Here is a 23,645-nt window from a genome sequence, read left to right on the forward strand (position 1 = left end):
TTTTCACTTGCGCTGCCGGCCATTCAAATGGCATCAAAAGCTGGCTGGCGCGACGGGCATGGCTTATGATTATCGCCCCCCAGTTTGTGCGCGACAGGAGTGAAATGCAATCGTTGAGCCAGGCCTACCGGCAATTGAACGCGCTGATTCTCGGCAAACCCAGGCCGCTGAAACTGGCGCTGACCTGCCTCGTCGCGCGCGGCCACCTGTTGATCGAGGACGTGCCCGGCGTCGGCAAGACCACGCTCGCGCACGGGCTCGCCAAGGTGACGGGGCTCGACTACCGGCGCGTGCAGTTCACCAACGACCTGATGCCGGCCGACATCCTCGGCGGCAACGTTTACGAGCGCGACGCCGCCGCGTTCCGCTTCCATCCCGGCCCGATCTTCACCCAGGTACTACTTGCCGACGAGATCAACCGCGCGTCGCCGAAGGTGCAGTCGGCGCTGTTGGAGGCGATGGAGGAGCAGCAGGTCAGCGTCGACGGCGCGACCTTCGAACTGCCCAAGCCCTTCTTCGTGATCGCGACGCAGAACCCGAGCGAGCAGCTCGGCACCTTCCCGCTGCCCGAGTCGCAGCTCGACCGCTTCCTGATGCGCCTGTCGCTCGGCATGCCGCCGGCGGAGGCCGAGCGCGCGCTGTACCTGGGCGAAGACCGTCGCGCGCTGCTCGAACGCCTGCCGGCCTGCCTTGAGCCATCCACGTTGGCCGAGCTGCAGGCGCGCGCCGCCGCGCAGACCGTAAGCTCAGCGCTTGCCGACTACGTGCTCGCGCTGGTCGACGCCACGCGCCGCGCCGACCGCTTCGTCTGCGGCCTGAGCCCGCGCGCCGGCCTCGCGGTGGTCGCCGCCGCGCGCGCGTGGTCGATGCTCGAAGGACGCGACTACGTGCTGCCCGAGGACGTGAAGGCGGTGTTCGCCAGCGTCGCCTGCCACCGCCTGGTGCCGACGCTGCCCGGCGCGCGCGTCGAGGACGACGTCGAACGCCTGCTGTCCCATGTCCCGACCGCGTAAGCGCCTCGTCGCCCGCCTGCCGCGCGAACGCGAGGCGCGCCTGAGCTTGCGACGCATTTATCTCGTGCCGACCCGCTTCGGCGCGACGCTGATCGTGGTCGCGCTGGCGGTGTGGATCGGCGCGCTCAACTACGGCGTCAGCCTTGCCTACGCGCTCGCGTTCTGGATCGTCGCGCTGATGATCGTGTCGGTCGCCTTCGCCTACCGGCAGCTGGCCGGCCTCGTCATCGCTCCGCAAGCGGCCGAGCCCGCTTTCGCCGGCGACAGTGTGAGCTTTGCCGTGCGTCTTGATATCCCCGGCTCGGCCAACGGTCGCTACGAGTTACGCCTGCTCGGTGGCGAGGCCGAGTCCCGTAGCGTCTCTCACGACCAGCAAATTCCCTTGAGCCTGCCGTGGCCGGCGCCCGAGCGCGGCAGGCTCGCGATGCCGCCGCTCGAGATCGCGTCGAGCGCGCCGTTCGGCCTCGTCCGCGCGTTCTCGCGCGTGCGGCTCGCCAGCGACGCGCTCGTCTATCCGCGCCCCTGCGAAGATGCGCGCGACGAGGTCGGCGCGGCCGGCGGCGGCGACACGCGCGTGCTGCGCACGGGCGATGAAGAGTTCTCCCATCTCGAACCCTACCGGCGCGGCGACGCGGTACGTCGTATCGCGTGGCGCGTATCGGCGCGGCGCGGTGCGCTCGTCGCCAAGCGCTTCGGCGGCGGTACGCTAAGCGGTGCGTGGCTGATCGCCTGGCGCGACTACCCGGCAGGCTGCGACACCGAGACGCGCTTGTCGCGGCTCGCATGGCGCGTGCTGCGCGCCGAAAGGCTCGGCCAACCCTGGCGTTTGCACCTGCCCGATGCCGACATCGCTGCGCGCCCGCGTCAGCTCGACGAGGCGCTGGCCGCGCTCGCGTGCTTCGGAAAGCGGTCGTGAGCGGCGTCGTGCAGCCAGACGTGACGCGCAGTGCGGCGTCAGCCGTGCTCGCCGCCGTCGCGGTGGCCGGCGCGCCGCTCGTCTTTTTCCTGCCAGGCTGGGTCGGCGCGCTGTTCGTCGCGATGCTCGTCGCGCGCGGCCTGACGCTGTCGCGCGGGATGGGCCTGCCGCCGCGCTGGCTGCTCGCGCTCGTCGTCACGGTGCCGGTAGGGCTGCTATGGCTGAGCCTCAACACCTTGGTAGGTCGCGAAGGCGGCGTAGCGCTGTTCCTCTTGCTGCTCGGCTTCAAGGCGTTAGAGACGCATACCTTGCGCGACTGGCAGGTGCTGCTCGCGCTCGGCTTCTTCCTCGCCGCGACACCGCTGCTGTTCGACCAGTCGCCGCTGGCCGCCTTGTGGCTGATGCTGACGATCGCGTCGCTGACCGTCGCGATGGCGCAACTGGCCGGATTTTCCCTGCACGGCGGCGCGCGTGCGGCGGGACGGGCGATGGCACTCGGCCTGCCGCTCGCGCTGCTGCTGTTCCTGCTCGTGCCGCGCCTGCCCGGGCCGTTGTGGAACCTGCCGCGCAGCGACAACAGCGCGACGACAGGGTTGGCCGAAGAGATGGCGCCGGGCAGCATCGGCCGGCTGATCCCGAACCGCGCGCCAGCGTTCACCGTCGTGTTCGACGGACGCACGCCGCCACCGTCGGCGCGCTATTGGCGTGTGCGCGTACTCGACGCTTTCGATGGTCGCGCGTGGCGCTATGCAGATCGAGTGACCACGCGCGAGAGCGCGGTCACCGGCGGCGAGCCGCTCGACTACTGGCTGACGGCGACGCCCGACAAGGGGAGGCTGCCGGCGCTCGACTGGCCGATAGCCTTGCCGCAGGGTGTGCGCGCGGCGCCGGGCAGTCTGTACCAGATGGCGGTGCCGGCGAACGAGGCGGTGCGCATCAGGGGACGCAGCGCAGGCGGGCGCGTGCTGCACGAGGCGCTGAGCCCGGCGCAGCGCGCGTTTTATCTGGCTTTACCGCCGGGCAACCCGCGAACGTTGGCCGAGGCCCGACAGAGCCGGGCGGCCGCCGTTAGCGATTCGACTTGGCTGAAGGCGAGCCTCGATCGTTTCCGTCTGCAGTGGTTCCGCTACACGCTAGAGCCGCCGCCGCTGGCCGGCGACATCGTCGACGGCTTCCTGTTCGAGACGCGCGCCGGCTTCTGCGAGCACTACGCGGGCAGCCTCGCCTTCCTCGCGCGAGCGGCCGGCATCCCGAGCCGCGTGGTGGTTGGCTACCAGGGTGGCGAGTACAACGAGGTCGGCCGATTCTGGCAGGTCCGCTCGTCCGACGCGCACGCGTGGGCAGAGCTATGGTTGGCCGAGGAGGGCGGTTGGGTGCGCGTCGACCCGACCGCAGCGGTGTCGCCCGAGCGCATCGAGGCCGGCGCCGCGCCGACCCTGCCGGCGGCGCGGCCTAGCCTGCCGGTGGTCGGTGCCGCGGCGCCGGACTGGCTGCGCGGGCTCGAGCAGCGCTGGATGGCCGCGCGTTTCGGCTGGGAGCAGTGGGTGGTCGGCTTCGACGCGGAGCGCCAACGTGCCTTGTTCGCCGGGCTGGGGCTCGGCCAAGGTGTGGGCGTCGCTTCGGTACTGCGCGGTTTGCTCGCAGGCGGCGCGCTCGCGCTGTTGCCGCTGCTGTGGTGGGCATGGAGGCGGCGGAGCCAGGCGCCGCCGCTGGTGCGCGCGTGGCGGCGTTTGCGGCACAAGCTCGCCGTGGCCGGTATCCGTGTTCAAGACAGCGACGGACCGCTGGAGATGAGGTCGCGCGCCAAGTCGCTGCCCGACGACGACTTCCGCCGCGTCGAAGCGCTGTTGAAAGCCTACGTCGCGCTGCGCTACCGCAGCCGCGACGCCGATCCGGCGGCCGAGCGCGCGTGGTGCCGTGCGGTGGCGCGGCTGCGCCTTGTGAAAATGCGCGCATGAAAAAGCCCCGCTTTGGCGGGGGCTTCGAGTTTGCTGCTGGAGGGGTCGGGCTAGAACAGGAAGTCCTTGGCGATGCCCTTGCGGCGCAGGATGCGGCGCAACTGTTCGAGGCCTTCGATCTGGATCTGGCGTACGCGTTCGCGCGTGAGACCGAGCGCGGCGGCCAGTTCCTCTAGCGTGCAGATCTCGTGGCCGTTCAGGCCGTAGCGGCGTTCGATCACCAGGCGCTGCTTGTCGTTCAGCTGGGCCAGCCATTCCTGCACATAGCGCTCGAGCTGAGCATTGTGCAGCTGGATTTCCGGCTCTTCGTACTGCTCGTCGGGGATAGACTCGCCGATAGACAGCATCGGGTCGATGTCGAGCGGTGCGTCGAGCGACGCCATGCGCTCGTTCAGCGACATCACGCGGCGGACGTCGTCGGGCGTCTTGCCGACGAGATGTGCGATCTCCTCGATCGTCGGCTCGCGGCCGGCCTGCGCCTCGAGGTGGCGCGAAGCGCGCAGGTAGACGTTCAGTTCCTTGATGACGTGCACCGGCAGGCGGATGGTGCGCGACTGGTTCATGATCGCGCGTTCGATGCTCTGGCGGATCCACCAGGTCGCGTAGGTCGAGAAACGGAAACCGCGCTCGGGGTCGAACTTCTCGAGCGCGTGCATCAGGCCGATATTGCCTTCCTCGATCAGGTCGAGCAGGGCGAGGCCGCGGTTGATGTAGTGCTTGGCGATGTTCACCACCAGCCGAAGATTGTGTTCGATCATCTTCTGCCGGGCTTCGAAATCGCCTGCGACGACGCGGCGCGACAGCGCCAACTCCTCGGCGGGGGTCAGGAGCGCATTGTTGCCGATATCGTTGAGGTAGATCTGGGTGACGTCGGCGACTTCCTCGTAGACGCGCACCTTCTCGGCGCCTTCCTCGGCTTCGCTTTCCGCTTCGCTGTCGGCGCGGCCTTCTTCAGCCTCTTCCTCGACGGCAACGTCATCTTCTTCCAGTGTTTCGCTGTCGTTGCTCATGACTTCCCCCGCTGGTTAAGGCGTCCCGGGCGGGGTGGTGCCGCCCTAGGACTGGTTGTCGAGATATTGCGTCGGATCCACCGGTTTGCCAAAACGCCTGACCTCAAAGTGCAGCTTCACCTGATCGGCGTCGCTATTGCCCATTTCGGCAATCTTCTGCCCCTTCTTGACGTCCTGACCTTCCTTGACCAGCAACTGGCTGTTATGCGCGTACGCGGTCAAATAGGTCTTGTCGTGCTTGATGATGATCAGCTTGCCGTAGCCCCTGAGGCCGGCGCCGCTATACACCACCTTGCCGCCGCCGACGGCGAGCACCGGCTGTCCGCTCTTGCCGGCGATGTCTATGCCCTTGTTGCTGTCGGAGAAGCCGCGCATCACCTTGCCCTGCGTCGGCCAGATCCAGTCGGTCCCACCGGCCACCGCGCCTTCGGCGGAGTTGGCCGAGCCGTTCTCGGCGGAGCCGCCGTCGGTCTTGGCCGTTTGTAGTTTGATCGCTTCCGGCCTGCTTGTCTCCGGTTTGGCGACGACCGGCATGGTGCCTGTGCCTGTCGTGCCTTCGCTCTGCGCCGGCAGGCTGCGGATCGCCGTTTCCGAGTAAGGCAGCTTCAGCGCCTTGGGGTAGGGCTTGAGCGCCGCCGTCGTTCCCGCCGCCACCGGGGCGGCCGTCGCCGGTTTGCCCGCCGTGACGCTCACCATGGCGCCGCCGTCCGGCGGGGTCAGGCGTAGCGTCTGCCCGGCCTTGATGCTGAAGTCTGCCGGCAACTGGTTCCACGCCGCCAGGTCCTGATACTTCAGCTCGTTGTTGAACGCGATGCGGTACAGCGTCTCGCCCGCTTGCACCGCGTGGGTGGTGGCGCGCGTACCGTCAGCACGCACGTCGGGGCGGACCACGACCGGGCGCGACAACGGCGTCGTCGTCGCCGACGAGCCGTTATTCCCCCCGTTCTTCACCGGCGCAGGGCGGGTGTCGGACGACGACGGTTGACGACTGGCGCTGCCGGATTCGATCGGCGCGCCGCTTTGCGTGAGGCTGGTGCAGGCCGACAGGCCGGCCACGAGGCTCACGCATGCGAAAGAACGGTATAGGTGATTCTTGCTCATGTGCTAAACGCTGTTATAAGCGTGTGATGATTCGATGTAAATCGGGGGCGCCGACGATGTTGCGTTTTTGCCTTGCATCATTGGCGCCCAGGCAACAAGGGCACGAAGCGCACCGCGTCGAGGCGGGTCTTTTGCAGCCCCTGAGCCGTCTTTTCAATCAGCCACAGGTGTTGTTCGGTCTCGCCGATCGGCATCACCAGGCGGCCGCCTTCGGCGAGTTGGCCGGTGAGTGCCTCGGGGACGCTGCGAGCCGCCGCGGTCATGATGATGCCGTCGAACGGTGCGGCTTCCGGCAGGCCGAAGTGGCCGTCGCCGTGGACCAGGCGCGCGTGGATCAGCCGCGCTGCGCGCAGGTTCTGTCTAGCTTTGTCCAGCAACGGTGTCAGACGTTCCACCGAATACACTTCGGCGCCGGTTTTCAACAGCACGGCGGTCTGGTAGCCGCAGCCGGTGCCGATTTCCAGCACCTTGCCCGGCGCGCGGCCGGCGATCAAGAGTTCGGTCATCCGCGCGACGGTGAAAGGCTGCGAGATCGTCTGGCCGTGGCCGATCGGCAGCGAGGTGTCGTCGTAGGCGCGCGTGGCGATCGCCTCGTCGACGAACAGGTGGCGCGGCACCTCGAACAAGGCCGCCAACACGCGTTCGTCACGGATGCCGCCCTGGCGCAGACGCTCGACCATGCGCATGCGCGTGCGGTCGGACAGCATGCCGGAGTTGCGTGGGGCTTGGGTCAGCGATGGAGCCATTGTTCTACCGTTGCGAGTTGGCTGTGGGCGGTCAGATCCACCGTCAGCGGGGTGAGCGAGGCATAGCCTTGGGCGACGGCGTGAAAATCGCTGCCTTCGCCGGTGTCCTGGGCGGCGCCGGCCGGGCCGACCCAATAGACGGTCTCGCCGCGCGGATCGAGGCTACACAGCGCCGGGCCGGACTCGTGGCGGCGGCCGAGCCGCGTGACCTTGATGCCGCGGTATTGTTCACGCGGCACGTCGGGCACGTTCAGACTCATGAGGCACGGGCCGCTCAAGGGTTGGCCGAGCCAGCGGTCGAGGAAGTCGGTCAGCGCGAGCCGCGCGGTGTCGAGGTGGGCGGCGTCGCCGGTCAGCGAGACCGCCAGCGACGGCAGGCCGAGCAGGAAGCCTTCGGTCGCGGCGGCGACGGTGCCCGAGTACAGCGTGTCGTCGCCGAGGTTGTCGCCGTGGTTGATGCCCGAGATCACCATGTCGGGCCGCGCATCGAGGATGCCGGTGACGGCGAGGTGCACGCAGTCGGTCGGCGTGCCGTTCACCGTGTAGAAGTCGTTGGCGGCGCGCCGTACCTTCAGCGGCCGGTCCAGCGTCAGCGAGTGGCTGGCGCCGCTCATGTCGCGTTCCGGCGCGACGACGGTGAACTCCCCGTAATGGGCGAGCGTGTCCGCGAGGGCCGCCAGGCCGGGCGCGAAGTAACCGTCGTCGTTGCAGAGCAGAAACCGCATGGTGGCCGGACTCTAGGGCGAAGTTGTGCCTGATTGTATCCCTGCCTGAATAACAAAGGAAATACGCCGCGAGTGCCAAAATAAAACCCGCCGGCATGGCGGCGGGTTTCAGGGCTGGACGGGCCTCGCTTACTGGTAGTAGCGCTGGCTGAATTCCAACATGCGCTCTATCGGCAGACGCGCGTCGTCCATCTGTTCGGCGGTGAGGTAATCGATCTCCAGCCCTTGCCCCGCTTGGGCGCGCTTGACCGCCTCGATGGTGTTCATCTTCATGTAAGGGCAGGAGTTGCACTGGCAGCCGGCGTAGATCGGCGCCTGGCGGATGTCGAGATCCGGGCGCGCCAGGCGCATGTTGTAAAGGATGCCGTCTTCGGTCGCGACGAAGATGACCGCGGCCGCGTCGCCCTGATACGCTTTGATCCAGTTCAGCATGCCCGACGTCGAACCGACGTAGTCGGCGCCGGTCAGTACCGGTAGCGGGCTCTCCGGGTGGGCGATCAGGTATTTGTCGCCGGTGACCGCGGCGAATGCTTCCTTGAGTGCCGCCTCGTTGAACTTGTCGTGTACCTCGCACACCGCCGACCACAGCGGCATGTCGTAGCCGTACTGGAAGTTCAGGTAGGCACCCATGTTGCGGTCGGGCGAGAAGATGACCTTCTTACCTTGTTCATAGAGGTGGGCGATGATGTCGTCGACGTTGCGGCTGGTGACGATCCAGTCGGACAACGCCTTGTGTTCGGCGCTGGAGTTGATGTACGACACGTGCACGTGGTCCGGGTAGCTCTCGCGCCAGCGGCGCAGCGCGGCGACGTCGGTCTGGGTGACCAGCGAACAGGTCGACTGCGCGTCCGGCAGGATCACGCGGGCGTTCGGGTTGAGGATCTTGGCGGTTTCGGCCATGAAACGCACCCCGGCGAACACGATGATGTCCGCCTCGGCTTCGCGCGCGTATAGCGAGAGCTCCAGGCTGTCGCCGACCTTGTCGGCCATTTGCTGGATTTCTGGTTGGGTGTAGTAATGGGCGAGCGTGACTACGCGAGTCATACGACTGAACTCCGGTCGTATCGGGACGGCGGCGTTGGGATAAGCCGCACATCCTCTTGATGCGACGCAATAAATGGTTAACGCTGAATCGATTAGAGTAGCAATATTGTACCGGCTTGACCACTGTAGCGCTTGAGGCCCTGCCAAGCCTGGCCGGGCAGGGCGCAGCGGGCGGGCCGGTGAGGACATCGCGATGTCGCATTCTTTCCACGCGCACAACGAGCACGATCATCTGCATACGCCGCACGACGACGACCACGTGGCCAATCATGAGCAGCGCGTGCACGGCCACGGCCTGGCCGGCCACGCCGCGCGCGCGGCGAGCAGTCGTTCGCTGACGCTGGCGCTGGCGATCACCTTCGGCTACGCGCTGGTCGAGGCGGCCGGCGGCGTGTGGAGCGGTTCGCTCGCGCTGTTGTCGGATGCCGGTCACATGCTGACCGATTCGATGGCGTTGTTCCTTGCGGTGCTGATGGCGCGCGTCAGCCAGAAGCCGGCGTCGAACCATCACTCGTACGGCATGGGGCGCGCCGAGGTGGTCGGCGCCTTCATCAACGGCCTGTTCATGCTCGGCGTGATCGTCTTCATCGCGGTCGAGGCGGTCGCACGCATGCTCCATCCGCTGCCGGTGAACGGCGCCGGCGTGATGGCTATCGCGCTCGTCGGCCTCGCAGTGAACCTGCTGTCGGCGTGGGTGCTGTCGCAGGGCGCGCATTCGCTGAACAGTCGCGCCGCGCTGTTGCACGTGATGGGTGACCTGTTGGGCTCGGTCGCGGCGATCGTCGCCGGTGCGGTGATCTACTTCACCGGCTGGACGCTGGCCGACCCGATCCTGTCGGTGCTGGTCGCGCTCTTGATCCTCAATTCGACGTGGCGGCTGTTGAGACAGTCGCTGTTGGTGTTGATGGAAGGCGTGCCGGCCCACCTCGACTACAACAAGGTTGGCCGAGGGCTGGCGGCGGTGCCCGGTGTGTTGTCGGTACACGACCTGCACATCTGGACCATGTCGGCCGAGCGGGTCGCGCTGTCGGCGCACCTGCGCGTGGCGAGCCCGGGGGAGTGGCCGCGCGTGCTCGCGCACTGCCAGCGCACGCTGTCCGGCCGCTACGGCATCGATCACATCACGCTGCAACCCGAATGGCCGCTGGCCGCGCCCGGCGGGCGCCAGCTCAAGGTCGCGGTGCGCGCATCGGAGAGGCCGCAATGAAACCGCACTATCTGACGCCGCTGTTCTCGCCGCGTTCGGTCGCCGTCATCGGCGCGAGCGATACGCCCGCCTCGATCGGCCAGGCGGTGTTCGCCAACCTGTTGGCCGGCAACTTCCAGGGCAAGCTCTACCCGGTCAACCTCAACCGCAAGGTGGTCGGCGGGATGACGGCGTACGCGTCGGTGCGGCAGATCGACGCGCCGCTCGACCTCGCGGTGGTCGCCACGCCGATCCGCGCGCTGCCGGCGATCATGAAGGACTGCGGCAGGCACGGCGTGAAGACGATGCTGATCGCGAAGGACTTTTCCGACTCGGTCCCGCTCGAGCGCGAAATCCTGAACGAGTCGCTGGCGATCGCGCGCCAGTACGGCATCCGCGTGCTCGGTCCGGTGGTGCTCGGCATGATGCGCCCGGTGGCCGGCCTGATCGCCAGCAGCTACACGAGCAAGGTCCGCCCGGGCAACCTCGCCTTGGTGACGCAGTCGAGCGCGCTGTGCGCGGCGATGCTCGACTGGGCCGACAGCAAGAACATCGGCTTTTCCAGCGTGGTCCCGCTCGGCGAGGCGCTCGACGTCGACTTCGGCGAGGTGCTCGACTACCTGGTCGCCGACAGCTTCACGCAGGGCATCCTGCTGCACGTGCACCACATCCACGACGCGCGCCGCTTCATGAGCGCCTTGCGCGCCGCCGGCCGCGTCAAGCCGGTGGTCGTGATCAAGTCCGGCCGCTTCGAGGAGAGCGGCGACGGGCTGACCCCGCTCGCGCACCGCCTCGACAGCGGCGAGGTGTTCGACGCCGCGCTGGCGCGCGCCGGCGTGCTGAACGTGTCGACCATCGCGCAGCTGTTCACCGCCGCCAAGGTGCTGGCCGCCAACTACCGCGTGCAGGGGTCGAGGCTGGCGATCGTCGTCAACGGCATCGGGCCGGGCGTGCTCGCCGCCGACAGCGCGACGCGCATGGGGGTCGAGCTGCCCAGCTTGGCCGAGCCGACGCTGGCGCTGCTGGACGACGTGCTGCCGCGCAACTGGTCGCACGGCAACCCGGTCGACATCATCGGCGACGCCAGCCCGATGCGTTACCGTACCGCGGTCAAGGCCTGCCTCGACGACCCGAACGTCGACGGCGTGCTGGTGATCTTCACGCCGCAGGCGGGCACCGACCACCTGACGACCGCGCAGCTGATGATCGGCCTGCAGCGCGAGGCGACCAAGCCCTTGTTCCTGTCGTGGCTGGGCGACGCTAAGGTGTCGGAGAGCCGCGAACTGTTTTCCAAGGCCAAGTGCGCGCACTTTCGCGCGCCCGAGTACGCGATCGAGGTGTTCCAGAGCCTCGCCGCCTACCATCGCAACCAGCAGTTGCTGCTGCAGACGCCGGGGCCGCTCGAGGGCAAGCGCGAGGCGCCCGATCTTGTTGGCGCGCGTGCGCTGATCCACGCCGCGCTGTCCGAAGGACGCTCCGTGTTGGCCGAGCGCGAGGCCAAACAGGTGCTCGCCGCGTTCAGCATCCCGGTCAACCCGTCGGAATTGGCTAAGACGGCGGACGAAGCGGCCAGCTTGGCCGAGCACATGGGCTACCCGGTGGTGCTGAAGATCGACTCGCCCGACATCCTTTATAAGTCCGACGTCGGCGGCGTCGAACTGAACATCGGCAACGAGATCGCGCTCAGGGAGGCCTACCACGCGATCGTCAAGCGGGCCCGGCGCGCGCGCCCCGAAGCGCTCATCGAAGGCGTCACTGTGCAGCCGATGAAAAAGCGCCGCTTCGCGCGCGAGCTGGTGGTCGGCGTCGCGCACGACGACACCTTCGGGCCGGTGGTGACCTTCGGCGCCGGCGGCATCGCGGTCGACCTCTTGCACGACCAGACACTGGCGCTGCCGCCGCTGAACGGCTTTCTCGCCGACGCGATGATAGACGGCACGCGCATCGGCAAGACGCTGGCGGGCTTCAAACATCTGCCGCCGGCCGACCGCGACGCGTTGAAAGACGTGCTGCTGCGCGTGTCGGAAATGGTCTGCGAGCTGCCCGAGATCCGCGAGATCGACATCAACCCGCTGTTGTCCGACGGCGACGGCGTGATCGCGCTCGACGCGCGCTTGGTGATCGCGCCGCCGCCGCCGCGTGCCAAGCGCTACGGCCACATGGCGATCATGCCTTACCCGAGCGACAAGGTCCGCGACGCGGTGCTGCGCGACGGCACGCCGGTACAGATCCGCCCGGTGCGCCCGGAGGACGCACAGATGCAGCAGGCGTTCGTCGCGAACCTGTCCGAGGAGAGCCGCTACAACCGCTATATGTCGAGCATCAAGCAGCTGTCGCAAATGATGCTGGTGCGCTTCACCCAGCTCGACTACGACCGGGAGATGGCGATGTCCATGGTCCATGAGGGCGAAAACGGCGAGGAGCAACTGGCGATAGCGCGCTATATCACCGATCCGGACAACGAGAGCTGCGAGTTCGCGCTGGTGGTCGCCGATGCGTGGCAGGGGCGCGGCATCGGGCCGATGCTGATGAACGTGCTGTTCGATGCCGCGCGCGACCAGGGCTTGAAGCTGATGCACGGCGAAGTGCTCGCCGGCAACAAGGCGATGCTGAAGCTGATGCACAAGCTCGGCTTCAGCGTGAACGTCCATCCGGAAGACCGTTCGCTGACCGTGGTGAGCAAACCGTTGACGGGTGCAGCGGGCGGGGAATAAGCGCTTGCCAGATAAGAGAAAACTGCCCTAGAATGCTACCCTTTTCACGATTCCGAATTTTTCAAGGACACTCGACATGGTAGTGATTCGTCTGGCCCGTGGTGGCTCCAAGAACCGTCCGTTCTACAACATCGTGGTGACCGACTCCCGCAACCGTCGCGACGGCCGCTTCATCGAGCGCGTGGGTTTCTACAACCCGGTGGCCAACGAGAAGGTCGAGCGCGTGCGCCTGACCATGGACCGCGTCAACTACTGGATCGGCGTCGGCGCCCAAGTGACCGACTCGGTCGCCAAGCTGCTCAAGGAGCAGGCCAAGGCCGCTGCCTAAGCGTCTGACACGTTTTTGACTGGGTGGCGCATGCGCGACAACGATCTTGTGATCATGGGGTATGTCCGCGGCGCCTTCGGTGTGCGCGGCTGGGTGAAAATCCAGGCAAATACCGAACACGCAGACAGCCTGTTCGACTACAGCACCTGGTGGCTGGGTCGTGACGGCGACTGGAAACCCTATCGTTTCGAAGACGGCTTGCTGCAGCCCAAGGCCATCGCGGCCAAGCTGCAAGGCGTGGACGGTCGTGAAGCGGCAGAAGCCATGCGCGGCTGCGAGATCGCGATCCCGCGCAGCGAGTTTCCCGAGCCCGACGAGGACGAGTTCTACTGGACCGACCTGATCGGGCTTGAGGTGTTCACTGTCGACGCGGTGCTTCTGGGCAAGGTCGCCGAGCTGATGGAGACCGGCGCGAATGACGTGCTGGTCGTCGTCGACGGCGAAACCAAGACCAAGCGCCTGATCCCCTTCGTCGACGCGGTGGTCAAGACGGTCGAGCTCGAAGCCGGCCGTATCACGGTCGACTGGGGCCTCGACTACTGATGCAGATCGACGCGATCACGCTGTTTCCCGAGATGTTCGCCGCGCTCAATACCTTCGGTGTGACGCGGCGTGCGCTCGAGGCGGGCATCTGGGGGTTTCACGGCTGGAATCCGCGCGATTTCACCCACGACAACTACCGCACGATCGACCATCGCCCTTATGGCGGCGGTCCCGGCATGGTGATGTTGGCCGAGCCGCTCGAGGCGGCGATCGCCGCCGCGCGGCAGCGCCAGGCGGCGGCCGGCGTCGAGAAGACCCACGTCGTCTACCTGTCGCCGCAGGGGCGCCGTTTCGACCACGCGAAAGCGGTCGAGCTGGCGGCGCGCCCCGGGCTCGTGTTCCTCTGCGGTCGTTACGAGGGCATCGACGAGCGGCTGATCGAGCGCGAGGTCGACGAGGAAATCTCACTCGGCGATTACGTGCTGTCCGGCGGCGAGTTGCCGGCGATGGTGCTGATGGACGCGGTGATCCGTCTGCTGCCGGGGGTGCTCAACGACGCGCAGTCCGCCTACGAAGATTCGTTCGTGAACGGCCTCTTGGACTGCCCGCACTACACCCGGCCGGAAGAATACCGTGGCGTACGGGTGCCGGAGGTTCTCCTCTCAGGCAACCACGCCCGGATCGCCCAGTGGCGGCTGAAACAGTCGCTCGGGCGCACTTGGCGGCGTCGCCCCGATTTACTGGCGAACCGCCCTTTGACAAAACTGGAGTCTCGGCTGCTGACTGAGTATCAGCAGGAACAAGACCCCGCAAAAAAACTGGAGCCTTGAATATGGATCTGATCCAAATCCTCGAGCAAGAAGAAATCGCCCGCGTCGGCAAGACCATCCCTGCATTCGCCCCGGGTGACACTGTCATCGTCCAGGTGAAGGTGAAAGAGGGCAACCGCGAGCGTCTGCAGGCTTACGAAGGCGTGGTGATCGCCAAGCGCAACCGCGGCCTGAACAGCTCGTTCATCGTTCGCAAGATCTCCGCCGGCGAAGGCGTCGAGCGTACCTTCCAGACCTACTCGCCGCTGGTCGCTTCGGTCGAAGTGAAACGCCGCGGTGACGTGCGTCGCGCCAAGCTGTACTACCTGCGTGGTCGTACCGGCAAGTCCGCACGCATCAAGGAAAAGCTGCCGGCACGCAAAGTCGTCGCCAAGGCCTAAGCCTTTTCCGTTGCTATGCTTGCAAAGCGCAAGGCGAACGCCTTGCGCTTTTTTCATGCCGGCACCGCCATGAACCCCGACCCCACGGCCATCCTCCGCTGCTTACTCGCCCATGAAGCCTGATAACGACGCCGCCGCGGTCGACGCCTTCCTCGTCACGCTGTGGCAGGCGGAAAACCTCTCCGACAACACGCGCGACGCCTATCGGCGCGACCTTGCCAAGCTGGCTAAAAGGTTGGCCGAGCACGGGCGGGGTCTGTTGACGGCCGATACTGACACTTTGCGCGCGGTGCTCGCCGACGACGCGAGCCGGCCGAGCACGCGCGCGCGCCTCGTTACCAGCGTACGCCGCTTCTACCGTCATGCTCACGAAGCCGGCTGGCGCGACGACGACCCGTCGCTGCGGCTCGCGACGCCCAAGCGCGGCCTGACGTTGCCCAAGACGCTGTCCGAGCGCGACGTCGACGCGCTTCTCGCCGCGCCCGACGTCGCCGCGCCCTTGGGCTTGCGCGACAGGACGCTGCTCGAACTCGTGTACGCCACCGGCCTCAGGGTGTCCGAACTCGTCGGCCTGCGGCTCGGCCAGTTCGACCTGAACGAGGGCTGCCTGACCACCGTCGGCAAGGGCGACAAGGAACGCAAGGTGCCGATGGGGCAGGTCGCGATCCGCTGGCTGGAACGCTATCTCGCCGGCGCGCGCCCGAAGCTGCTCGCCGACCGCCAGAGCGACGCGCTGTTCGTCTCCGAGCGCGGTCAGGCGATGACGCGCCAGGCGGCGTGGCTGTTGATCTCGCGCTATGCGGCCGGGCTCGGCTTTCCCGGCGTCAGCCCGCACACGCTGCGCCACGCCTTCGCCACCCACCTCGTCAACCACGGCGCCGACCTCAGGGTGGTGCAACTGCTGCTCGGTCATGCCGACATCACCACGACGCAGATCTACACCTATGTCGCGCGAGAAAGGCTGAAGGCGCTGCACGCGCAACACCATCCGCGAGGCTGAAGTACCGTCGCGCGCAAGCTTGCGTGAGGCGTCTGGGTCCGCGCCCCGCGACTCTCGGCACAAAAGCTCGGCCAACTCTGAGTTGCACTCAAGGTTGGCCGAGCTTTTTGTCGTCAAGAAAATGCTGGGCCGGCTCGATTATTGCCGCTACCTCCGGTCATTCGGGGGACGGTGGCTTGCACTGATGTATCCGGGCTCCAGGTGCGCATGGATACGTGCCCGGCCCTCGATGAGTGGCCCGCACCTGACCGTATTTTAAATCATTCGGCATCAAATGCCGATCATTTTTATATAAATTTGTTAATATTTTTGTCATAAAAATGACAAAAAGATATCATTTGTCTTCTCATCAAGTTATTTTGAGCTAAGACATGTCGCGCCGCGTCCGCAGACGAATCCCTCGCTTGAAACTGTCTTATGTTGTCGTTGCCCAAGCGATGCTGCTGCCGTCGGCCAATGTGTTCGCGGCCTGCACCACCACGGGCAGCGCGACGGTGTGCGATGCCAATGCGCCGAATCCGTGGACGATGCGGGTCGGCGCAGGCAATGTTGCAGCCGAAGACAACCGATCGGTGGACGTGCAATCCGGCGGAAAGATCGCCGTCGGCAATTCGAATGCGATCAGCCTGCGCGACAACGCGAACGTCCATGTCGCCAACGGCGGCTCGGTCAGCGCCACGGCGGTCAATACGGCGGGGCAGTACAACACCGGCGGCAACACGATCGAGTTTCGCAATAACGGCGTTCTGACGGTCGACCAAGGGGGCGAGGTGCTAGCTAAGGGCACGCAGAGAAACGCGGAAGCCGTCAACCTGCAGGGGAGCGGCAATACGATCACCAACAACGGCACGATCAAGGCCGATAACGCCGCGGCGATCTGGTTCGAGAATACCTCGGGTCTGAACACGATCGTCAACAACGAGACCGGCGTCATCCAGGCGCCCGGCAACGTGATCGGGTTCAGCGGAAACGGCTCGGTCGACTTCACCAACAAGGGCATGGTCATCGGCAACCTGGTGTTCGCCGGCGGCAACGACACCCTGCGGCTCTACACCGGCTCGACGATCACCAGTAACTTCAGCGGCGGAGCGGGCAACGACACCATCTTCCTGAGCGGCAACGGACAGGCGTCGCTACCCGGCAATATGGTCGGCTTCGAAGCGCTGATCAAAAACGACCCGGGTACCTGGACGTTGACCGGGACCATCACCGGGGTCACCGTTTCCACCGTCCAGCAAGGCACGCTCGCGCTGACCGGCAACAACTCCAACTACACCGGCCAAGTTATCGTCGACCCTGCGGGCACTCTCGAGGCACGGGCGCAGAGCCTGCCTCCTACGGTGACTAACAACGGGCTGCTGCGCTTCGTCCAGCCGGATGCGGGAAGCTATACCGGCCTGATCAGCGGCACACCGGCGCCGTCGAGAAGACCGGGGCCGGCACGCTTACGCTGGCGCCCACCGCTGCCGGCGGCAATACCTATTTGGGCGGAACGCGTATCAACGAGGGCAGCGTCGCGGTCGGTGCCGACAACGTGCTTGGCGCTGCCAACGGTGGTCTGACGTTCAACGGCGGAACGCTGCAGCTCAACAGCAGCTTTGATCTCTCGGCCGGGCGCGCGATCACGCTCAATGCCCTCGGCGACACTATCGATACCCAGGCGTTCTCATCAAGCATCGCCCAGGGAATCGGTGGTGCCGGCGCACTCACCAAGGCCGGTGCGGGTACGCTCACCTTGGCCGGCAACAACACCTACGTCGGTGGCACGACGGTCTCGGCCGGCGCGCTCGTCGTCGGCGATGCAGCGCATCCGGGGGCAAGCCTTTCGGGAGGCGGTTTGGTCAGGGTCGCTGAAGCGGGGACGCTTGGCGGCTATGGCAGTGTTCTCGGCAATGTGGAGAACAGCGGCACGATTGCCGTGGCCAATGCGCTGGCAGCGGCCAGTACAACGAACGGTAGTCTCACACTCACCGGTGATTTGTTGAACAGAGGACTCGCACAAGTCGGCGGGACCGGCATCGGCAACAGCCTGGTCGTGGCGGGCAACTATGCCGGGCAGGGCGGCACGGTGGCACTTAACACCTTGCTCGGTGCTGACGACTCGCCGTCGGATCGTCTTGTCATCTCGGGTGGCCAAGCCTCGGGCACGTCGCTTATCCGCGTTACCAACGTCGGCGGCGAAGGGGCCGTAACGAAAGGGAACGGCATCAAGGTCGTCGATGCGGTCAACGGCGCAACGACCGCATCCGGAGCATTCAAACTCGCCGGGCCGGTCGTGGCGGGTCCGTACGAATATACGCTTTACCGCGGAAGCCGGGATGCCAGCGCGGCGGATAGTTGGTTCCTGAGGACGAGCGCCGACGATCCCTCTGGGCCTGCCGTAACGCCTCAAACAGAACGCCCGAATTATCGCCAAGAAGTCTCACTTTACACCGCGATTCCGTCGCTGGCTCTGCTCTACGGCCGCACGCTATTGGACACCTTACATGAGCGGGTGGGCGACGAAGCGCAATTGCGCAGGCGCTCGGCGCGAGACGGTGACACCGTGGCCTGGGGCCGCATCATCGGTCAGCGCGGCGAAGTCGAGGGAAGCGCGAGGGGAATTTACGAGAATGGGCCGGGCTTCGATTATCGGCTGCTCGGCGCACAGGCGGGGCTCGACCTATATCAGGATGAGCACAAGGACGGCAGCCGCGATCACGCAGGCTTTACGCCGCCAGCGGCGAGATCAGGGGCGACGTGAAGCACTTCGATAGTGCTCAGGCCGGCAAGGACAAGTTGGATGCGCACACGTTCGGCGCCTATTGGACGCACTTCGGGGCCAAGGATGGGTATGTCGATGGCGTGTTTCAGGGGACGTGGTACGACGCCACCGCAACATCTGGCCGGGTCTCGGCCTTGAAGACGGACGGTTTTGGTTTCGCCGGCAGTGTCGAAGCAGGATATCCGCTGCAGATCAATGACGGCTGGATCGTCGAGCCACAAGTTCAGCTTGTCTATCAGAAGTTGTCGCTCGATACGGCAAGCGATAATGCCGCGACGGTACGATTTGACGATTCACGCTCGCTCGTTGGACGTATCGGTGCGCGTCTTGCCAATACGTCGGCATCAGAGAGGTCCGCGGCGTCCGGCCGGCGGTTCACCACATGGCTGCGTGCTAACGTCTGGCATGAGTTCTCGGCCAACTCGAAAACGGAGTTCTCTTCGGACGGCGGCTTTGTTCCCTTCCACTCCGATCTTGGCGGAACTTGGGGGGGGACGTAACCTGGGGTGTTACCGTGCAACTTGGCGCGGCAACGTCTCTCTGTCAGTGCAGGTTATCAAGCCGGCTTTGATGGCCAGTCGCACGCTTACAATGGCAAGGCAGGCTTGCGTATTTACTGGTAACGGATAGCCGCCGCATTCTCTCGGGATGCGGCGTTCGATGCTGCCAAGGCCAGCCGCAAGCGGTTGGCCTTTGAGCGGATGGTCCGGTTTCAGCAATTGAAGGGGGCGGTTGCCATGAGATCGCCCCAGAAAAGAAGAAAGCCCGGCAAGTGTTGCTGGGCTTTCGGTCAGGCTGACCCCCCTCATTGAGTCCGGTATGGCCGGTCTCGCTTGGGTTTGAAGGTCAGACCGGCGCCGCGGCGGGTTCCTCGGTGAACTGCAGCACCACCTTCTCGGCGTCTTCGACGTCCACCGTCACTTCGCCGCCGTTGGCCAGGCGACCGAACAGCAGTTCATCGGCCAGCGCCTTGCGGATGGTGTCCTGGATCAGGCGCGCCATCGGGCGCGCGCCCATCAGCGGATCGAAGCCTTTCTTCGCGAGGAAGGCGCGCAGCGCCTCGGTGAAGTGGATGTCGACCTTCTTCTCGATCAGCTGCTGTTCCAACTGCAACAGGAACTTGTCGACCACGCGCATGATGATCTCTTCGTTGAGCATCTTGAACGGGATCGTCGCGTCGAGCCGGTTGCGGAACTCCGGGCTGAACATCCGCTTGATATCGGCCATCTCGTCGCCGGCCTGCTTGGCGTTGGTGAAGCCCATCGACGGTTTGGACAGCGACTCGGCGCCGGCGTTGGTCGTCATGATCAGCACCACGTTGCGGAAGTCGGCCTTGCGCCCGTTGTTGTCGGTCAGCGTGCCGTGGTCCATCACCTGCAACAATACGTTGAAGATGTCCGGGTGCGCCTTCTCGATCTCGTCGAGCAACAGGATCGCGTACGGATGCTTGTTGATCGCCTCCGTCAGCTGGCCGCCCTGCTCGAAGCCGACGTAGCCCGGCGGCGCGCCGATTAGGCGCGACACCGCGTGCCGCTCCATATACTCGGACATGTCGAAGCGGATCAGCTCGACGCCCATGATGAAGGCGAGCTGGCGCGCGACCTCGGTCTTGCCGACGCCGGTCGGACCCGAGAACAGGAAGGAGCCGATCGGCTTCTGCGGGTTGCCGAGGCCGGAGCGCGCCATCTTGATCGCACTCGACAGCGCCTCGATCGCCTTTTCCTGGCCGTAGACGACGTTCTTCAGATCGCGATCGAGGTTCTTGAGCGAGTTCTTGTCGTCGCTCGACACGGTCTTCGGCGGGATGCGTGCGATCTTGGCGACGATCTCCTCGATCTCCGGCTTGCCGATGACCTTCTTCTGGCGCGACTTGGGCAGGATCTTCTGCGCCGCGCCGGCCTCGTCAATCACGTCGATCGCCTTGTCGGGCAGGTGACGGTCGTTGATGTAGCGCGCCGACAGCTCGGCCGCGGTCGACAGCGCCGCCTGCGTGTACTTCACGCCGTGGTGAGCCTCGAAGCGGCTCTTGAGCCCCTTGAGGATCTCGTAGGTCTGTTCGACCGTCGGCTCGGGCACGTCGATCTTCTGGAAGCGGCGCGACAGCGCGTTGTCCTTCTCGAAGATGCCGCGGTACTCGTTGTACGTGGTCGCGCCGATGCAACGCAGCGCGCCGTTCGACAGCGCCGGTTTCAACAGGTTGGACGCGTCGAGCGTGCCGCCCGAGGCGGCGCCTGCGCCGATCAGCGTATGGATCTCGTCGATGAACATGATCGCGTGCTCGTCGTCGGTCAGCTGCTTGATCACCGCTTTGAGGCGCTGCTCGAAGTCGCCGCGGTACTTGGTGCCGGCCAAGAGCGCGCCCATGTCGAGCGCGTACACGGTCGCCCTGGCGAGGACCTCGGGCACTTCGCTGTTGACGATGCGACGCGCCAGGCCTTCGGCGATCGCGGTCTTGCCGACGCCGGCCTCGCCGACCAGCAGCGGGTTGTTCTTGCGCCGGCGGCACAACACCTGGATCACGCGCTCGACCTCGCCGTCGCGGCCGATCAGCGGGTCTATCTTGCCGTCGCGCGCCAGCTGGTTGAGGTTCTGCGTGTAGCTCTCGAGCGCGCCGCCCGGGCCGGTGGCGACGTCTTCGCCTTCCTGCTCGCCGTTGTTGTTGCTCTCGCGCGGTTCGCTATTGGGCTGCGAGCGCTGCTTGGTAATGCCGTGCGAGATGAAGTTCACGACGTCCAGGCGCGAAATGCCCTGCTGGTGCAGGTAGTACACCGCGTGCGAATCCTTCTCGCCGAAGATGGCGACGAGGATGTTGGCGCCGGTGACTTCCTTCTTGCCCGAGGACTGCACGTGCAGGATCGCACGCTGGATCACGCGCTGGAAACCGAGCGTTGGCTGGGTCTCCACCTCGGTCTCACCGGGTACGGTGGGGGTGTGCTCGTCGACGAAGTCGGTGAGCTGCTTTTTGAGTTGATCGAGATTCGCCCCGCAGGCACGCAGTACTTCGGCGGCCGACGGGTTATCGATCATGGCAAGCAGCAGGTGTTCGACACTGATGAACTCGTGCCGCTTGCGCCTGGCGTCCATGAAAGCCATGTGCAGGCTCACTTCAAGCTCTTGGGCAATCATCAGTTTTCCTCCATCACGCATTGGAGCGGATGCTGGTGTGATCTTGCGAATTGCAACACCTGCTCAACCTTGGTGGCGGCCACGTCTTTGGCATAAACACCACACACGCCGCGGCCTTGCGTATGAACTTGCAACATGATCCGGGTCGCTTTTTCCCGGTCCATGAAAAAAAAGACTTGTAATACCTGTATGACAAAGTCCATCGGTGTGAAATCGTCGTTCAATAACAAGACCTTATAAAGGGGGGGCGGACGGGTCTTCGTCCGCGACGCCTCCAGGACGGTATCGTCCCCAAGCTGGGTGGGCATGTCAGCTTTCTGCAGATTCGCGACTTACTCTAATTTTGGTTCCGGGTGGCCGTTTTTCAAGGCTCCTCGTTTTTATGTTTTCCACTTGACGTTGCCACCCAGCATGCGTAGAAATGTCGGCAGGTGCTTGGTTTAAAGTCCGGCAGTGATAACGAAACCGTGTTCACGCACTTTAAGCTTTTGTTGTTCGGCCTCACCAGCCAGTTTTATCAAGGAAGTAACATGGCAACTGGTATTGTCAAATGGTTCAACGATGCTAAAGGCTTCGGTTTCATCACTCCGGACGAAGGCGGCGAAGACCTGTTCGCTCACTTCTCCGCGATCAACATGCCGGGCTTCAAGACCCTGAAAGAGGGTCAGCGCGTGAGCTTCGACATCGTGAATGGTCCGAAGGGCAAGCAGGCTTCGAACATTCAGAACGCCTAATAAGCGTTTTGACGGGGCGGGCGAACGCAAGTTCTTCTGCCCCGGATGTAAAAAAACCCGCCGATCGGCGGGTTTTTTCGTTGCTGAGCAATCGCTTACATGCGCGCGATCATCGCACGACCGAAGGCCGAGCAGCTCACCTCGGTCGCGCCGTCCATCAGGCGCGCGAAGTCGTAGGTGACCTGCTTGTCGTTGATCGCGGCTTCCATGCCCTTGATCACGAGGTCGGCGGCTTCCACCCAGCCCATGTGGCGCAGCATCATCTCGGCCGACAGGATCAGCGAACCCGGGTTCACCTTGTCCTGGCCGGCGTACTTCGGCGCGGTGCCGTGGGTCGCTTCAAACATCGCGATGCTGTCGGACAGGTTGGCGCCCGGCGCGATGCCGATGCCGCCGACCTGCGCGGCCAGCGCGTCGGAGATGTAGTCGCCGTTCAGGTTCAGCGTGGCGATCACGTCGTATTCGGCCGGGCGCAGCAGGATTTGTTGCAGGAAAGCATCGGCAATCGCATCTTTGATGATGATGTCTTCGCCGGTCTTCGGGTTCTTGATCTTGCTCCACGGGCCGTTGTCGATCAGTTCGGCGCCGAATTCGTCCTTGGCCAGCGCGTAGGCCCAGTCACGGAAGCCACCTTCGGTGAACTTCATGATGTTGCCCTTGTGCACGATGGTGACCGACTTGCGGTTGTTGTCGATCGCGTACTGGATCGCCTTGCGCACCAAGCGCTCGGTGCCTTCCTTGGACACCGGCTTGATGCCGATGCTGGAAGTGGCCGGGAAGCGGATCTTCTTGACGCCCATCTCGTTCTGCAGGAAGTCGATGACCTTCTGTGCGCTTTCGGTGCCCGACATCCATTCGATGCCGGCGTAGATGTCTTCGGTGTTCTCGCGGAAGATCACCATATTGGTGAGTTCCGGGTGCTTCAGCGGCGACGGCACGCCGTCGAAGTAGCGCACCGGGCGCAGGCAGACGTAGAGGTCGAGGTCCTGGCGCAGCGCGACGTTCAGCGAGCGGATGCCGCCGCCGACCGGCGTGGTCATCGGGCCCTTGATCGAGACGACGTATTCCTTGAGCGCGGCCAGGGTTTCTTCCGGCAGCCACATGTCGCTGCCGTACAGGCGGGTCGCCTTCTCACCGGCGTAGATTTCCATCCAGTGGATCTTCTTCTGGCCGCCATAGGCCTTCTCGACCGCGGCGTCGATCACGTCTTTCATCACCGGGGTGATGTCGACACCGATGCCGTCGCCTTCGATGAACGGGATGATCGGTTGGTCGGGGATGGTCTGGCCCGGGACGATCTTCTGGCCAGCTGCTGGAACCTTGATGTGAGATGCGCTCATTGCTGCTCCCTTCTGGTTGACGTGTGCCCTGGTAGTGTTTTCGGTGCGTGCTCGCCCTCTGCGGCGCCCGATTTTCCCCTCGCTACTCTTTCGCGCCAGCGTCAAGACGGGCCGCACCGGGACTGCTTTTCAATTATCCACGAAAATCCCGCCGTGTCCGAGGCGGCGCGGGATCAGAGCCGTCTGCCCCGGCAAGTCGAAAAGCAAAAACGCCAGGGCAGGGCCCTGGCGTAGCTCAAGAAAGCGT

At 65.1% G+C, this 23,645-nt stretch carries 22 protein-coding genes; 14 read left to right on the forward strand and 8 right to left on the reverse strand.

Features of this window, described 5'->3' with window-relative positions; all coding sequences use genetic code 11:
* Positions 1-104 precede the first annotated feature (104 nt).
* The 3 genes from DWG20_RS08360 to DWG20_RS08370 are packed head-to-tail and all read left to right on the forward strand — an operon-like array spanning position 105 to position 3,887.
* Positions 105-1,013: an AAA family ATPase gene (locus tag DWG20_RS08360; RefSeq protein ID WP_115433375.1), complete on the forward strand. Its 909-nt coding sequence runs from the start codon at positions 105-107 to the stop codon at positions 1,011-1,013.
* The gene (locus tag DWG20_RS16415) at positions 997-1,929 is read left to right on the forward strand and encodes a DUF58 domain-containing protein (RefSeq protein WP_115433376.1); all 933 of its coding nucleotides are present in this window, start codon (positions 997-999) and stop codon (positions 1,927-1,929) included. Before DWG20_RS08360 ends, DWG20_RS16415 begins: the two co-directional genes overlap by 17 nt.
* Positions 1,926-3,887, forward strand: coding sequence for a transglutaminase TgpA family protein (locus DWG20_RS08370; protein WP_245944685.1), 1,962 nt, complete (start codon positions 1,926-1,928; stop codon positions 3,885-3,887). Before DWG20_RS16415 ends, DWG20_RS08370 begins: the two co-directional genes overlap by 4 nt.
* 50 nt (positions 3,888-3,937) lie before the next feature.
* On the opposite strand, the gene rpoS is transcribed toward DWG20_RS08370, so the two are convergent.
* From rpoS to nadA, 5 genes are all read right to left on the reverse strand, one after another.
* On the reverse strand, positions 3,938-4,897 hold the full coding sequence (gene rpoS / locus DWG20_RS08375) for an RNA polymerase sigma factor RpoS (RefSeq protein WP_115433378.1): 960 nt from the start codon (positions 4,895-4,897) through the stop codon (positions 3,938-3,940).
* A 45-nt stretch (positions 4,898-4,942) separates the two neighbouring features.
* Complete coding sequence (locus DWG20_RS08380) at positions 4,943-5,998, reverse strand: peptidoglycan DD-metalloendopeptidase family protein (protein WP_115433379.1); 1,056 nt, start codon at positions 5,996-5,998, stop codon at positions 4,943-4,945.
* Positions 5,999-6,075: 77 nt separating this feature from the next.
* Positions 6,076-6,744, reverse strand: a complete 669-nt coding sequence (locus DWG20_RS08385) for a protein-L-isoaspartate(D-aspartate) O-methyltransferase (RefSeq protein WP_115433380.1) — start codon at positions 6,742-6,744, stop codon at positions 6,076-6,078.
* Positions 6,729-7,469 carry a 5'/3'-nucleotidase SurE gene (surE, locus tag DWG20_RS08390; RefSeq protein WP_115433381.1) on the reverse strand — a complete coding sequence of 247 codons (741 nt, stop codon included), beginning with the start codon at positions 7,467-7,469 and terminating at the stop codon, positions 6,729-6,731. Before surE ends, DWG20_RS08385 begins: the two co-directional genes overlap by 16 nt.
* A gap of 129 nt (positions 7,470-7,598) precedes the next feature.
* Positions 7,599-8,513 carry a quinolinate synthase NadA gene (gene nadA, locus DWG20_RS08395; protein WP_115433382.1) on the reverse strand — a complete coding sequence of 305 codons (915 nt, stop codon included), beginning with the start codon at positions 8,511-8,513 and terminating at the stop codon, positions 7,599-7,601.
* Between the two features lie 193 nt (positions 8,514-8,706).
* On the opposite strand from nadA, the gene DWG20_RS08400 reads away from it, so the two are divergent.
* The 10 genes from DWG20_RS08400 (at position 8,707) to DWG20_RS08445 (ending at position 18,698) form a co-directional block, all read left to right on the forward strand.
* Positions 8,707-9,720 (forward strand): cation diffusion facilitator family transporter, encoded by a 1,014-nt coding sequence (locus DWG20_RS08400; protein ID WP_115433383.1) that lies wholly within the window; start codon positions 8,707-8,709, stop codon positions 9,718-9,720.
* A complete protein-coding gene (locus tag DWG20_RS08405) occupies positions 9,717-12,413 on the forward strand; it encodes a bifunctional acetate--CoA ligase family protein/GNAT family N-acetyltransferase (protein WP_115433384.1) in 2,697 nt (898 codons plus the stop codon). Before DWG20_RS08400 ends, DWG20_RS08405 begins: the two co-directional genes overlap by 4 nt.
* A gap of 76 nt (positions 12,414-12,489) precedes the next feature.
* A complete protein-coding gene (gene rpsP / locus DWG20_RS08410) occupies positions 12,490-12,741 on the forward strand; it encodes a 30S ribosomal protein S16 (RefSeq protein ID WP_115433385.1) in 252 nt (83 codons plus the stop codon).
* Positions 12,742-12,795: 54 nt separating this feature from the next.
* Positions 12,796-13,284, forward strand: a complete 489-nt coding sequence (gene rimM, locus DWG20_RS08415) for a ribosome maturation factor RimM (protein ID WP_220272049.1) — start codon at positions 12,796-12,798, stop codon at positions 13,282-13,284.
* Positions 13,284-14,054 (forward strand): tRNA (guanosine(37)-N1)-methyltransferase TrmD, encoded by a 771-nt coding sequence (gene trmD / locus DWG20_RS08420; protein ID WP_115433387.1) that lies wholly within the window; start codon positions 13,284-13,286, stop codon positions 14,052-14,054. Before rimM ends, trmD begins: the two co-directional genes overlap by 1 nt.
* A 2-nt stretch (positions 14,055-14,056) precedes the next feature.
* Positions 14,057-14,434, forward strand: a complete 378-nt coding sequence (gene rplS, locus DWG20_RS08425) for a 50S ribosomal protein L19 (protein ID WP_115433388.1) — start codon at positions 14,057-14,059, stop codon at positions 14,432-14,434.
* 112 nt (positions 14,435-14,546) lie between these two features.
* A complete protein-coding gene (gene xerD / locus DWG20_RS08430) occupies positions 14,547-15,434 on the forward strand; it encodes a site-specific tyrosine recombinase XerD (protein ID WP_115433389.1) in 888 nt (295 codons plus the stop codon).
* A 404-nt stretch (positions 15,435-15,838) separates the two neighbouring features.
* Entirely contained in the window at positions 15,839-16,996 is a 1,158-nt protein-coding gene (locus tag DWG20_RS08435) for an autotransporter outer membrane beta-barrel domain-containing protein (protein ID WP_147289932.1), read from the forward strand.
* Positions 16,885-18,177, forward strand: coding sequence for an autotransporter-associated beta strand repeat-containing protein (locus DWG20_RS08440; protein WP_115433391.1), 1,293 nt, complete (start codon positions 16,885-16,887; stop codon positions 18,175-18,177). The genes DWG20_RS08435 and DWG20_RS08440 overlap by 112 nt, the downstream gene beginning before the upstream one ends.
* Positions 18,174-18,698: an autotransporter domain-containing protein gene (locus DWG20_RS08445; protein ID WP_181880880.1), complete on the forward strand. Its 525-nt coding sequence runs from the start codon at positions 18,174-18,176 to the stop codon at positions 18,696-18,698. The genes DWG20_RS08440 and DWG20_RS08445 overlap by 4 nt, the downstream gene beginning before the upstream one ends.
* A 346-nt stretch (positions 18,699-19,044) precedes the next feature.
* Here DWG20_RS08445 and clpA read toward each other — a convergent pair whose 3' ends face one another.
* Positions 19,045-21,324: an ATP-dependent Clp protease ATP-binding subunit ClpA gene (clpA, locus tag DWG20_RS08450; protein ID WP_115433393.1), complete on the reverse strand. Its 2,280-nt coding sequence runs from the start codon at positions 21,322-21,324 to the stop codon at positions 19,045-19,047.
* Positions 21,324-21,632: an ATP-dependent Clp protease adapter ClpS gene (clpS, locus tag DWG20_RS08455; protein WP_115433394.1), complete on the reverse strand. Its 309-nt coding sequence runs from the start codon at positions 21,630-21,632 to the stop codon at positions 21,324-21,326. The genes clpA and clpS overlap by 1 nt, the downstream gene beginning before the upstream one ends.
* Before the next feature lie 222 nt (positions 21,633-21,854).
* On the opposite strand from clpS, the gene DWG20_RS08460 reads away from it, so the two are divergent.
* On the forward strand, positions 21,855-22,058 hold the full coding sequence (locus DWG20_RS08460) for a cold-shock protein (protein WP_115433395.1): 204 nt from the start codon (positions 21,855-21,857) through the stop codon (positions 22,056-22,058).
* 95 nt (positions 22,059-22,153) lie between these two features.
* Here DWG20_RS08460 and icd read toward each other — a convergent pair whose 3' ends face one another.
* A complete protein-coding gene (icd, locus tag DWG20_RS08465; RefSeq protein ID WP_115433396.1) occupies positions 22,154-23,398 on the reverse strand; it encodes an NADP-dependent isocitrate dehydrogenase in 1,245 nt (414 codons plus the stop codon).
* Between the last annotated feature and the right edge of the window lie 247 nt (positions 23,399-23,645).

The sequence above is a fragment of the Crenobacter cavernae genome (assembly GCF_003355495.1).
In the GTDB taxonomy this organism is placed as follows: Bacteria; Pseudomonadota; Gammaproteobacteria; order Burkholderiales; family Chromobacteriaceae; genus Crenobacter; species Crenobacter cavernae.